Genomic DNA, 12,804 nt, shown 5'->3' on the forward strand with positions numbered 1-12,804 from the left:
CCAACTATTCTTTATCAGGATAATTGGCCACCAGTTGAGCCCGTACCTGGCTGCTCAGTTCAGGATCTACAATTGGATCAACTTCAGCATCAACGGCCGTCTGGTCGCACTCAAGGCCATACAATCGAAATAGGATCATGCGAGCCTGGGCAACCGTATACCCTTTGCGGATCCGGTATTGTTTGAATCGCTTTTTATTAAATTCTTTAAGCTGATCAGGGATGGCCATGGTTGAATCATTGTTAGTAAATAGGGATACGCAGAAACAACAGCGATGATGATTCAGAACCCGTTCACCCAAAAATAGGATTTCCGGCTCACGGATATTTCCAGCCATCCGTTGGAATTGGAACTGCTGGAAAGTTTTTAAGGCGGTTAAAAAATTAGGTACTTATTCAGGTTGATCGAACCGCTCCCAGTCTCGACAATCCTCAGCAGTCCATCACCGTGGAGGGTGGTTTTGTTGCTCTAAACCAGATCAATTTCCAGCAGGTGAAATTCCTGATTGAAAAGCTGATTCTAACCGAAGAGGGGGTTGTTTTAGTAAACGGACCGTGCGACGTCCGCAAAGAATTACGCTAAAGCTTTTTCGCCTCGCGCCGACCCCGGCTTATCGGTGTAACCACCACGCTAGCATAACGCAACACTTTGTAAAGTATACATCGGCTTCTAATCTGGAAGTAGCTCATAATCTGAGTCGTAGACTGATCACCCGATTCGTAGAGATTCTTTTCTGCCGGGGCAATCTTCTGATACTTGGCCGCTAATTCCTTTGGCCGACCGCCGTTCCGGCCCCGAAACCGGGCCGACTCCAGACCCGCCTCGTCCGCTGGATTTTACGATTGAACCTAATTATAAATGACGGGATTGCTCAAACGCGCAGGCGCTCCAAAACATCAATAATAGCAATCATTTGGCTGGGTGTCCATCGCTCCGGAAGGCTCTGTCTTTGGTAGTACTGATCGTAAGAAATCTTCGCCTGCTTGAGAATCAAACCAATGACGGGGTTTCCTTTCAATCGATCATTCAACGTGCGCTGAGCGGCCGGAAATTCAGCAACCACCGCCTTTTCCTCGTCCGTGCCCAGTGCGGTGATGATCCGCTCAATGTCTTCCGTGGCCAGCGGCTTATGCCCTAACTGCTTCAAATAAACATAGCCAGGCGTACCGGCTGCCAGCTTATTAGCCGTCTCTTTGCCAACCTCCGCTAATAGCGTTTTTGCGCGTTCTGAGGCACTTACGTACTGACGGGCAGTATTCCTTATGTAATCTTCTAACTCGGCCAATGAGGTATCATTTTGGGCCAAATCTACTGAAAATGTTTCCATGATGGAACGGTGTTGGCTTGTGGTGTGTACTAATTGATCAAAATAGACAGGACAATCATTGCCGAATCTTCAGCGATCGTAATCTCCCTGTATTCTGCGATGGCGCCGATGTGGATCTGCTCCTTGATTTGTTCCAGGCTGAACCGTAAAGCGGGAGCATTAAGGGCAACGGCAGGCAAAAAGTTACTTCGCTCCCACCGGGTACGATCCTAGCCATGGATGGCGCAATTCGATTCATGGTAAAGATTCCACCATCCTTTGACCAGGTACCGAAGTGCCGTCTCTGGCCGCTGGGTGAATGAATAGGGAACATTCCCAAAAGCCCGGCGTCTTGACAGCTCCACCTCAACCGAATTAAAAAGGACTTCAATTTGCGATTGCTTCCAGCTGATCATGGCTTTGCTCTTTAGACTCTGTACTTATCCATTGCGTATCTATGGGCATGCTGAGAAACATTGGTCCGTTTCCAGTCAATAGCCAGTGAAGGTTGATCGGAAAGGCTTCAGAAATACGTTGCAGTATCTCCATCTTGGGTTCATATTCGCCGGTCAGGTATCGATTATACTTCACGCGTAGGTCTTGTTTTTTGTCGACAACCTCCGCAAGGGTGGTGGGCGTTAGATCAAGATGTTTCATGAATGCTTTAAAGCGGCTTGGGAAGCCTTCGGGGGTTCTATATTTTTGAGTTGCCATGGCTCTGATCTTAAATGATGGTTATGAAAATTTTGTTAATAGTTGCCGATTGGCTACCAGCTAGGTGAACAGGGTTGATTGAATAGCCTCTGTCGAATGTGCGGGGTTCCCTGCCTCCAGAGGTGCAAAAACACCCCTCTGCAAGTACAGTTCGATCTGAACCAATCCATGTATACCGGCAACCCGATCACCCTCTACGCGGGTTTTCATCAGGTAAGCTTGTACGGGCGTGCAGCGTGAGTATCGGGCGTTAGCCCTCAGCACAAGGCTGTGCAAATGGGCGTGAAATTCGGCGGGGTCTTCAACGGCTAAACCGTCCAGTTTGGCAACCTGTTGCTTGAGATAGGTCTGTAGGCTATTTTTCGGGCTGTGCAGCGTGGTGATTTTTGAGAAGTACATTTGGAAAGGGGATAAAGGACGGGTCACCACTGGGGCAACCCGTCGGAATGATTAGGCTAGTTCGGGGTGAAGCGGAACAACTTTTCCTTTGGCGGAATCCTCTTCGGATATAACATCGACGAGGTGAATACCCTTGTCGTACACCTCCTGCAAAAACTCGTCAGATTCGTCCCCTTTTACGATGTAATCAATCTGCTGCGGGCAAAAAGCAGTAAAGATGCCGGGCCTAAAATCCGTACCCGTTAGCGTTTCAAAGGGGCATTTGCGGTGCGCCAGCAGAATCCAGTCCATACCAACATTAAAACCCTTCGGGATAAATGGCAGACGTTTTGAGATACCCATCCGGGCCGTTTCTTCCGTAAAATACGCGGGTGTTTTATAGTACTTCTCTCCTACCCACATTAAGCCGTAACGCTTCATAACCTTGAAAGGAAAGCAATCTGAACAGCCACTGATCCGGCAGGACTGCTGCTCGATGAGGGCTGATGATACCCACGAAAATCCACGGCTAAACTGGATACCCTGACAACAGCAAGGGCAGGTACTAACCTCGATCGGTAATTTGCCACAGGGGCGGGACGATTTGCCAGCTACGAAGTAATAGCCTCCCTTTTGCCGGAATCCACAACCCCGACGGCCTTCTATGCTTGATTCGATCTGATATGACATGACAGTGAAAGTTTGGGGTAGGCCACCCGTGGCAGCCTACCCGGTGAGATTAAAAAGAAGTGACTCTTAGGTAAGGCGCGGTGTAAGCAGCACCCAGCCAGTTTACCAGTTTCCGGGCCTGTTCAATGCCCATTCTTGGCTCTGTAGTCTCCCCTTCCTCATCACTGCCACTCAGAACGGCTATGCCGTGAATGGGTCCGTATCCCCCAAAGGAAAAGGCCAGTGGTTGCGGTCGCTGAAATAAGACTTCATCGTCTACCGTGAGGGCGTCGCCATCACCCTGACGGGCGCAAACGTCGATCATCCGGCAGCCAATGATCTGATAAAAATCGCCGAGGGTTGCAGTCGTTTCGATGACCTCAATGGTCTGGGCTGCGGGGTCAATCTTGATGAGTTTCATAGTTGTTATATCTTAAATGCTTGCTTAAAGATACACACTATTTACTAAATAAACAAGTTTAAAAATGTAAAAAAGGTAATATTTTGTGCATAAATAAAACCTCTTTCCCCTTTCCAACCCCTTTTGTAACTTTGTGGGAATATTATATCTTAAATGTGGAAGAGGTCAGCCGTTATTCGACTGACCTCTCTTGTTTTGGTAGGGTAAACTGGCTTAGGCAGCTAACCATTGTTGGTCTGGTTGGTCCTGTACCTCCGGTTGATCAAATGGATTGTGCCAGTTATAGGTAGACTTGATCGATGCTCGGGGCGTAGTGGAATCTTGCCGGAACAATCGCTGTGCATTGGCGTACTGCTTATACACTTTGGTTTGTTCCGCGTCGGCCAGCTTATAGGAGAACGATGCAATGTAATAAACACCCTTTGGCTGAATCTTGGTATTTTCTTTCTTCTCAGCAACTGCGGTAATGACCACATCCGCCAGTGTAAGGTTATCGTAAAATAGTGGCTCGATCAGCCTGAATACATTATCAATCGAATAGCCGTGAAAGAGTACAGCCGAAACACTGTTGCTATTGTCAATGAAAAAGATTTCAATCCAGTTCTTTGGCCCCATGTTCAAAATGTCATCCACAAAAATGCGCCATGCAATCGGCTGGAAAGTGATGGTGCTACCCTGTGATTCTGTGCCGTTGATATTAAACTGGCCCTTCTTGGCATCAAAGCGGTATTGACGAGGGCGACCTTCGAGGTATTTAAACACGTCGGACACCTCGCCCGAATCGGTGTCTAGTTGTTGGTAAGGCAAAAGGGCAACCTGGTTGTTGGAATCGGGGGCGACTACTTCAATTGTAGCGTTTGCATCAGCCTTGGCTTTAGCGTTCTGGGTGCTTTTCATGATGATTATATCTTAAATGTTTACCCAAAGTAAGCATAATTTACTTAATAAACAATTTTATAAACGTAAAAAAGGTAAGAAAGTGTAATAAAGTGCCACCCCTTTCCCCTTTTCAACAAAAAAAGCCCCCTATTCAGGAGGCTGGTATTGCTTCATTGTCTCAGAACTACTTTTTGGGCGGACTGGACTGGTCTTTTCTGCGCTGCTCGAATTCCCTTCGCTCAACAGCGTAAAGTTTACACGAGCACGAAAATCTTTTTCTGAGGCTGTCCAGGTTCTTTACCACCTGGTTGTGATTTTTGAGTATCACCGGACTGTCGGGCCTGGGTGAGTCCAGGGGGATGCAATCATTGGCTTCGTTAAAGAAGAACTCCCGTCCGGTAGCATCCGTCAGATTAATTACAAATGACATCTTAAGGGGTTGGGGTTTACTAAAAAGGTTACTTAAACAAAGCTAATCTTCGGACGGGCTGATGTGTTTCGACCGTCGGGCCTCGAACTCTTTACGTTCTATGACATACACCATGCAGATGGCGGGATATTCCGCTTCCAGTGCTTCCCGCTTTTTGATGATCTGTTTATCGGTCTTAAAAATCATGGGCTTATCCCCACCTTTTGCGTCTAAGGCAATAGCGGTGCCGCTTTCGCTAATAAAGTATTCGCGTCCGGCACCATCCTCGATATTGATAACATAAGACATTTGATACTCTTCTTGTTCGGTGTCAAGGTTACTCATTGCGGCTTGATCTTTATCGAAGCAGATTTATGGCTGGAATCTACTTCAGGTTTGGCTGCAACTTCCTGACGCTTTTCAGCTACCTGTTCGGCATGTCCACTCTTTTCTACCAGAACTTGTTTCTTGAAATCAGGCAATTGTGATGCACTAACTACCTTCCCATCTTTTATGTTTAAGTGGGCTTGTTGTTTGAGCCAACCGTCTGGTTGCTGCTGCTGAACCGTAAAGGTTTTGGTCCCCCCCTCCCCTGTATATTGGTGTTGTAAGTGGATTAACGCCCGTTGAATCGTTACGGCTGAGCTACTGGTGTAGCATGATTTGCCACTCTCGTCCGTGATGCTATAGGCGAACTTCTTTCCTCTTTCTACGTGCCGCTTCAGATCATCAGTAAAGTCTTTACTACAGGATTTATCTATCAGAATGCGATTCGATAAGCCGGTAATATCCAAAAGACTGCTGCTTACTGTTTTCATGGCAGCAATCGTGCTAGGAATGTGCAGGGATAGCTGTGCATTGGCCTGTGTTGCGATGTTTATCAGTTGACAACTCAACTCCTTTTTAGTTACATCGTCGCTTTCTGGCGCCTGTATCTGGCCACGAATCGTATTGTTGAAAAGCTCCATCCGTTTCAGCAAAGCATCTACGGCCGGGCGGTGCGACTCATCGGAGGGTAAGACCAAACCAATGCGGTCACCGGTAGCCACCGCAGGTGACATAGGGAAATGGGGGGATACAAGTTGCTGAACAAACTGGAGGTCGAACTGATGGCCCTTCAAATCATTGTCAAACGCCAATACAATCTTCCAGCCTTCGCCTTTACTTAGTCCCACTGCGTACCGGGTGATGGTGTTGGTCTGTTCCTGGGTGAGCTGGCCACCCGTTGAAAAGTAAACCGAATCAAAAGCGTCATCGCCCCGAATAGATCGAAGTTGTTTATGCGCCATCGCGTCGAGAACGCTTTCCAGTACAACGAAATGAACCGGCTTTTCGGGAATATTGGAAAGGAACACACTTTTATACCGATCGCTACCAGCTGCATGCTGCTTTAGGTTTTCGTTGCGCAACTCAAGGCCCATGACTTCCGCAGAGAGTCCGTTATAATACGGGAAGGCCACGTTGTGAAACGTAATATACCTCCGATCCGGGTGTGCTTTTGCGGTCAGGAAATCTTCCGTGTGTCCTGTTTCTGCGTTGAGGTAAGATACCTGGGTGAACACCTTCCCGGCAAACTCCGGGCCGTTGATAATCCGCGGATCAATGTTGCGTTTTAGAAGATAGTTATCCTTCACTAAAGGACGTAAATCAAATAAGTCTCGGGTAAATGATTGCCTTTGACCCTCACTGGCCTTGATATCGATCACCTTTCGGTTTTGCGCTACCTGGGTAGGATCAATACGCAGATAATCATAGAGGACATTGGTAATACTTCTAAATTCGTTTTGCCCGGGCCGATTGAACATTGAAAACACGGTCGGCAGGCGGTTGCGAATAAAGTCAATGATGGTTCCAGAATCCGAGAAGTCGCCAGCACGCTGGTAGACCTGCTGGCTGGCATCCTGTGGGTTTTTGATAATGATCGTGTCGCCGTGCTTAGGGTGCTGAAGGACGGGACGACCTAGCCCCTTTTCGGGCTTTGGCTCATATCCGTATTGTGCCGCCAGTTCAACGATTGAGACGTTAGCCCGAAGTTCTGGTACCGGTATTAAATTGGGATAAAGCTGTTTCAGCTCATCAAACTTAGTCATGACTTCGACGTAACTTTTGAGTGTGTTGAGGGATCTCCTTTTCGGGGTCCATCAGGCGCTTAATGGTTTCGGTTTGTCCAGTGTTGATGATTGTGTGCCCTGTTTTTTCTTCCAGACCTTTGATTTGATCCGTCTTGGCTCCTTCGTTATTCTGAGCCAATTGATTACGGTGCTTCTCATCTGGCTTTATGGTCATTTCCGGGCGGCCTATATCATTGAATTGAAGTCCTTGTTTGCCCGCCGAAACAGACACGGTAGCGTCGAACGGTTCCCCCTGCTTGTCTTTTAAGCCACTTAGTTTGATGGGGTGGCCGCACACCAGGGCAATCTGCTGATCGCGCGTTAAATCAATTCCTAACAGCTTTGAAGGCAGTGTTTCGGGACGAACCCGCCAGAAGTCCACGGTATTGGTTTGATTGTCGACGTGCAAAAAGCCCGAAACAAAGCCCCCGTTCTCAGGGATAGTAATGGACCGATCAACGTACCCTTTTTGCTCCAGCTCGCTACGCTCCTGCTGGGTTAACTTCAGCTCACCTACTTTATCCGGAATGGATAGCTCTGAATGCACCGGAGTGATCCGAAGCTGAGGGCCGTTCTCGGTGACCGCTATACGCAACCTGCCTTCCAGCTTCAACTCATTGGGCAAATCAATAGTCAGTACGGGAGTGGACTTTCCGGAAAATAGGACTCGTTCCACATCGGGGTTTGCGGCCAAATAATCGCGGGTTATACCGACCTCATCCAGTTTCTTTTGAAGAACTTGTCGTTCGGTAGCGATCTGACGCAACACAGCCTCCTGCTCGGAAGAGCTTAAGAAGTTGTCGGTTACAGCATATTGTGATGCTGCTGCGGCTTGCTGCTGAGTTGGAGTAATGTTGTCAAGGCCATCAGCCTGGGTTCGGGCGTACTCATTGGTTTGCATGGGAGGAGGTAGTTCGTAGTGCAAGATAAACTTCGCAAGTAAAACTATACTATTGTGGTTAATTATCTACATAATTTGCATTTTTGTTTATCAAACAGCAACAGAATATGTTTTTGATTGAGCAAAAAGTGTGCCTAATCGCCTTATTCCTTTTTGGATTTGTTGCATCGGTTACGGGGCAGGCATCCTACCCTCAAGATCCCCTAAGGCTTGTTCTGGATTCACTGGAAGTTGAAATCCTGAAAACAACCCGGAGCTATGAGCAGGTAGATCGATTGATTCAGACCATACCCCTGAATTCTGAATACCTGGATCACGTCCCTTCGATATTGCCCGTTGCGGTAGCAATTCAAGAGTTTAGTATAACGTCGCCCTTTGGAGTTCGCCGGCACCCGATCCACAAACAGACCCAGTTTCATGGCGGCATTGATGTGCGGGCAAAGTCGGGAATGCGAGTAAAGTCCACCGCGCCGGGGATTGTAAAGCAAGTGGGGTATGATCCAGCCTTGGGAGCCTTCGTGCAGATTTTGCACGGCTTCGGATTTGAAACGATTTATGGCCACCTGTCGGGCTACTGTGTGCAGCCAGGCCAAAAGCTGTGTCGAGGTGACGAGATTGGAAGGGTTGGGCAAACGGGACTTTCAACCGGACCACATTTGCATTATGTGATCAGCAAGAATGGGCAGGCTGTTGATCCCCTGCATTTTTGTTATCTGCTCAGAAGGCGACTATACCTTCTTCAAAGAGGACTTGAATCAGGAACAATCAGCTCTTCGGTGGACACCCGGCTTTCGTCGGACGAATGAAGACCTAACTTGCGTAGCTGTACCGTGAGTTGATTCTTTTTAGCGCCAACACACTCCTCGATTTCAGTTAGTGTCTGACTGATTGCCATCAGGTCGCGCCCCGGCGGGATAATCATGGGGGTTGACTGGTTGTCATCCTCCAGTATCCAGTCCTGATTGTAGCCATGCTTTCGGTAGTACCGGAGCAGGATGACCAGCGACTCGGTACTACCCCTGAGCTTATCTTCAAGTCGATTTAGGGTATAGTCGGCAAGTCCACACTGGTGAGCAACCTCCTTTGCCGTCAGGTCTTCGCCCAGGCGATTCCCCAAGTGTTTGCGAACAGTAACCAGTCGCTGAGCAACCTTTTCTTTAATCACGGCTTGCCTTGTTTTTTGGTGGATGACAGGGGGATACCGTGTTCCGCAGCGATCCGGACAGTCTCTAATTCAATAAACGACTTTATGTCAGCCTTGATTTGCAGGTAGTTGTCTTCTATCATTTGCTTCAGGTCCTCCTCCTTAGCAAAATTAGAAAAATTAGGCAGTTCTTTATGTTTCTGCTCCGCTTTAAAATCGGCCTCATCGACCAGCACTTTCGCTCTGACTGCCTTCAATTCACTAGGCTGCTCTGCGGTGTCCGCAATCACGCCCACGAACTGCCCCTGGCTGAGCTGGTTAATTTTAGAAACCGGTGCAATAAAATTCATTTCCGTCGAGATGCCGTGCGTCGTATCTTCCGATTGAATGTTGATGTTCTCTTTTTGCTGCACATTCTTGCCTAGCCGGTTTTGCATCGCTTCGGCGGTGGCTCCCGATGATTGCCCACAAAGCACGGTGCCGCAACTGTTTTTGATCACATCAGCCTGTAACTTCCCGTATTCGGCATCCAATTGAGAGTAGTCCTGCAAAGCCAGGGTAACGGCAACCTTATTGGATCTACCCGTATTGATCAGATCGCCGATGCCCTCGAAAAACATAGTAGGTATCTCATCGATCACAATGCCTGCCGGGCGCTTACCCTTCTGGTTGACTTGGTGAAGAATGCGGCCATTGTAAAGACTCAGGGCGGCCCCGTAAATCTTCTTTTTCTTGCTGTTATTACCGATACAGACAATTTTGGGCTCGTCGGGATCATTGATGTCGAGCATAAAATCATTGCCGCTCATCGTCCAATAGAGACTGGGGCTGGATAGTTTGGCCGGGCCGCTTCGGGCGCTGGACATTTGTCCCTCCAGCTGCTCCATGGCACCACCTTCAAAAGCCGAAACAAAGATTGAGGCCCGCGTTTCCAGATCCGGCCGATTCACCAGCAACGGAAAAACTTTTTTGTAATCCACACAAAGCAGTTCAATTACGTGTGGAAAGGTGCAGTATATGCCCTCTTTGTAGGTTCTCAGTAGCCAGATCACACAGGTAACATACGAAATGGGCGTATCAACGAAGAACTTGCCCTCCTCCCCTATCCACTTTTTGTTGAGGTTCAACATCACCATTTTGGCGCTTTCCTCGGCATCTTCAATGCTCGGCAGGTAAACCGGATGTAACGGATTGCAGCGGTGCGACTTGGCAGGATTGTCAAAGTTGATGCAGTAAAATCGCATATTCTTGGGCTGGTTCTTCCGGTTGCGCATAAGGGCATTGAAGGCGACAATCGATAGATCCGCAAACTTGAAATCATAGATGTACATCGAAAACCCCTTGGCGATTTGCTGCCGGATGATGGCATAAATCAGGCTGAACGTCTTACCCGAGCCCGCACTACCTACAATTATCAAGCCCCGGAATGGGTTGACAATGTTGATCCACCCGCGCCGCAGCCGTTTTTTGTAAGTGAACTCGGTGGGAATGTTCACGGAGTACTCATTGGTGAGCAGGCGCTCCTCCTGGGGAAAGGTTTCATTTTCAACGTTAAAGGGGTCTTTGCCTAACGGGGAATTCATCAGCCGGTTAATACCCTGTCCACCTTTGATCAGATACAGATAGCCGAACATCGACAAGGCAAAGTAAGCCACGGCCGTCCAGAAGATTCCGATTGAGTTAACAACCCATAGTCCGGTATCCCGGAGCATAAACGTGCTTCCAAAAAAGAAAGTAAGGCCAATAAGCAGGGTGACAAAAACCGTTATCGGCTTAAGTGAAAGTGACTTAACGCCCCGATTGGCACCGGCATAGATGAGGATCGTTACCCCGGCTACGGTCTTTAATAACCATGGCGTGCGAAGTATACCGGAATTGGTGATGATGCGACCTAAAAGCGTTTCGACGAACGGTTGAGTAAAACCGAATAATTTGAATACATCATAAAGCTCCAGGTATAGATGAAGAAAAAAGATGCCAGTCGATATCCACAGGAAAATCTCCAGTTGGTTGTTTAACTCTCTACGTTCCGTTTTCATAATCTTGGCTTTAGTTTTCTGGTCATCTTTTTTAACTCCTGTTCACTCTCCTGTTGATCATCCATGTAGACTGCTGCATACAAAAGTCGGCGGATTAGTGAGGTGTCCGAATCCGGCACCGGTTCCTCGGCGGGCGTTTTGTGCTCAATTTTAGGCTGTATGACGCGTTCAGCCTTTGGCTTGATATCTTCCTTGGGTAATACCACGAAGCGGTCACTAAAACGATTTTTGAGCGATCCAGCGGACAAATCCTTGCTCAATTCACTTCCGCTATAGATCATTTTCTGTTTGGCGTCAATAAAACTGATACCAAACAGGTTGCCATCCTTGCCCTGGTGAGGCAAGATGAGGATATTCATTCGGTGTAGCTTCTGTTGAAACTCAACCCACGAGCCGCCATCCGTCAGGCGCTCCTCGATCAGTCTCCGCATTCGGGGAGCCGCATCCTGCTTTGCCTTCTTTCCTGCCTTAATCCGGCGCTCAACCGTTTCCCGGGTGGGTTGCTGGCGCAGGCTACTGGACTTAAACGCAATGCCTTCCCGCTCCTGCTCTTTGGCAACGGTGTACACCATGCCGGGCTTCTTGCCTTCCAGTGGCACCTCCACAGCCTGTACATTATACAGGTTCAGCAATTGATTATACTGGGCAAAGCTGCTAAACCTGAAGTCATTGAGAACCGTCAGCACGACATTGGTTATAGCCTGCTTGAGATCGCCCTGCCCATAGTGAACCGGCTTGAGATGCGGCAATGATTTCTTTAGGGCGACCTTCTCGGCCTCGACCAGGTTAAATTCCTTCTCGATCTGCTGCCGCAACTTATTGGACCGCTCCCGTTCAAACTTATCGGGCACCTTGTCCCCTTTCTCATTAACCCGAATCGAAACGACGTGAACGTGGGTATGATCCGTATCGAAATGCTGATAGACCGCATACGGCTGTCCACCGTAACCCATGCCATCCATATACCGGTCGGCAATTGCCAGTAGCTCCATAGCATCCGGCTTTTCTCCCGGTGCCAGTGAGAGACTCACGTGAAAGGTGGGCTTCGAAATACGCGGGTTCAGGGCGGCTTGCTGTTCCAGCATATAGGCAACCTGCTGCTTTTGCATCAGATCCGGATCGATGAGGATTCCGACGTAATTGCGTAATGCCAACCTTTCCGCTTCTCCCTGCTCCACTTTCATTTCGTTATAATAGACTGCCCCCTTGGGATTACTGCCGCTACTGATCCGTGTCACCATTGCCCGCCACTAATTGAGGCCCAAAGTTGGCCAGTAAGCTATTGAAGTGCTGTTCTATTGCGACGACTTTTTCACTTAAAAGTAAGGTTTCGCGTTGCAGGTCCTGATAGTCAGTTGTGCTGTTAATGCGCTTGGATGACTGGTTAATGTTGACGCCAATCCGCACCAGGTCAATCCGGATTTCCCGTAACAATGAAAGCATTTTCTCATCTTGCGTTGATACCTCGTTCTTAAAAAGCAAGGGTTTTTCCAGGCAAACCGAACGCACAAAGTCGGATAGGCTCCGCGCTGTGGTGGTCAGTTTTCGGGCTACCAGACGATTGTACTCTTCGGGTTCCCATCGCACCTGAAGAATTCTTATGGCTTTCTTGCCCTCCTCTTTTTCGGGCCTTCCCCCTTTATTTCTGGTCGATCCTTCCATCGTCTTTTGTTTTATTCAGCCGACTTCGGAGGCTGAATCATGGTTCGTACCGCCAAAGTACGAAACAGTTTTTGTATTGACAAAAACACATCTTGCTTTTCTCAATCGAGGAACTTTTTTGATGTACATAGATTGCTGTTTTAGTGGATAAATTAATGGATTAACAAATTA

Annotated in this window: 15 protein-coding genes; 1 reads left to right on the forward strand and 14 read right to left on the reverse strand. The window is 48.2% G+C overall.

The annotated features are described in order from the left end of the window. Positions 1–4 precede the first annotated feature (4 nt). The 10 genes from FH871_RS25825 to FH871_RS25870 all read right to left on the reverse strand — a co-directional run bounded on the left by FH871_RS25825 (position 5) and on the right by FH871_RS25870 (position 7,788). Positions 5–337 (reverse strand): hypothetical protein, encoded by a 333-nt coding sequence (locus FH871_RS25825; RefSeq protein WP_138994306.1) that lies wholly within the window; start codon positions 335–337, stop codon positions 5–7. Positions 338–871: 534 nt separating this feature from the next. Beyond that, complete coding sequence (locus FH871_RS25830) at positions 872–1,327, reverse strand: hypothetical protein (RefSeq protein WP_138994307.1); 456 nt, start codon at positions 1,325–1,327, stop codon at positions 872–874. Between the two features lie 366 nt (positions 1,328–1,693). Further along, positions 1,694–2,020, reverse strand: a complete 327-nt coding sequence (locus FH871_RS25835) for a helix-turn-helix transcriptional regulator (RefSeq protein WP_138994308.1) — start codon at positions 2,018–2,020, stop codon at positions 1,694–1,696. 60 nt (positions 2,021–2,080) lie between these two features. Further along, positions 2,081–2,419 carry a hypothetical protein gene (locus FH871_RS25840; RefSeq protein ID WP_138994309.1) on the reverse strand — a complete coding sequence of 113 codons (339 nt, stop codon included), beginning with the start codon at positions 2,417–2,419 and terminating at the stop codon, positions 2,081–2,083. 51 nt (positions 2,420–2,470) lie between these two features. Continuing rightward, the gene (locus FH871_RS25845; RefSeq protein WP_138994310.1) at positions 2,471–3,088 is read right to left on the reverse strand and encodes a hypothetical protein; all 618 of its coding nucleotides are present in this window, start codon (positions 3,086–3,088) and stop codon (positions 2,471–2,473) included. A 49-nt stretch (positions 3,089–3,137) separates the two neighbouring features. After that, positions 3,138–3,488 (reverse strand): hypothetical protein, encoded by a 351-nt coding sequence (locus tag FH871_RS25850; protein ID WP_138994311.1) that lies wholly within the window; start codon positions 3,486–3,488, stop codon positions 3,138–3,140. Positions 3,489–3,701: 213 nt separating this feature from the next. Next, on the reverse strand, positions 3,702–4,385 hold the full coding sequence (locus FH871_RS25855) for a hypothetical protein (RefSeq protein WP_229317569.1): 684 nt from the start codon (positions 4,383–4,385) through the stop codon (positions 3,702–3,704). A 454-nt stretch (positions 4,386–4,839) separates the two neighbouring features. After that, a complete protein-coding gene (locus tag FH871_RS25860; RefSeq protein ID WP_138994312.1) occupies positions 4,840–5,121 on the reverse strand; it encodes a hypothetical protein in 282 nt (93 codons plus the stop codon). Continuing rightward, entirely contained in the window at positions 5,118–6,866 is a 1,749-nt protein-coding gene (locus FH871_RS25865; protein ID WP_138994313.1) for a toprim domain-containing protein, read from the reverse strand. The genes FH871_RS25860 and FH871_RS25865 overlap by 4 nt, the downstream gene beginning before the upstream one ends. Then, a complete protein-coding gene (locus FH871_RS25870) occupies positions 6,859–7,788 on the reverse strand; it encodes a DUF3945 domain-containing protein (RefSeq protein WP_138994314.1) in 930 nt (309 codons plus the stop codon). Before FH871_RS25870 ends, FH871_RS25865 begins: the two co-directional genes overlap by 8 nt. A 449-nt stretch (positions 7,789–8,237) precedes the next feature. On the opposite strand from FH871_RS25870, the gene FH871_RS34220 reads away from it, so the two are divergent. Beyond that, positions 8,238–8,594, forward strand: a complete 357-nt coding sequence (locus FH871_RS34220; RefSeq protein WP_369008810.1) for a M23 family metallopeptidase — start codon at positions 8,238–8,240, stop codon at positions 8,592–8,594. Here the strand turns inward: FH871_RS34220 and FH871_RS25880 are convergent. From FH871_RS25880 to FH871_RS25895, 4 genes are all read right to left on the reverse strand, one after another. Next, the gene (locus tag FH871_RS25880) at positions 8,528–8,953 is read right to left on the reverse strand and encodes a hypothetical protein (RefSeq protein WP_138994316.1); all 426 of its coding nucleotides are present in this window, start codon (positions 8,951–8,953) and stop codon (positions 8,528–8,530) included. The two genes, FH871_RS34220 and FH871_RS25880, sit on opposite strands and share 67 nt — an antisense overlap. Beyond that, positions 8,950–10,971, reverse strand: coding sequence for a YWFCY domain-containing protein (locus FH871_RS25885; RefSeq protein ID WP_138994317.1), 2,022 nt, complete (start codon positions 10,969–10,971; stop codon positions 8,950–8,952). The genes FH871_RS25880 and FH871_RS25885 overlap by 4 nt, the downstream gene beginning before the upstream one ends. Further along, the gene (locus FH871_RS25890; protein ID WP_171062953.1) at positions 10,968–12,125 is read right to left on the reverse strand and encodes a relaxase/mobilization nuclease domain-containing protein; all 1,158 of its coding nucleotides are present in this window, start codon (positions 12,123–12,125) and stop codon (positions 10,968–10,970) included. The genes FH871_RS25885 and FH871_RS25890 overlap by 4 nt, the downstream gene beginning before the upstream one ends. Positions 12,126–12,192: 67 nt before the next feature. After that, a complete protein-coding gene (locus tag FH871_RS25895) occupies positions 12,193–12,633 on the reverse strand; it encodes a MobC family plasmid mobilization relaxosome protein (protein WP_138994319.1) in 441 nt (146 codons plus the stop codon). Positions 12,634–12,804: the final 171 nt, after the last annotated feature.

It is taken from the genome of Larkinella sp. C7, assembly GCF_006149005.1.
Lineage (GTDB): Bacteria > Bacteroidota > Bacteroidia > Cytophagales > Spirosomataceae > Larkinella.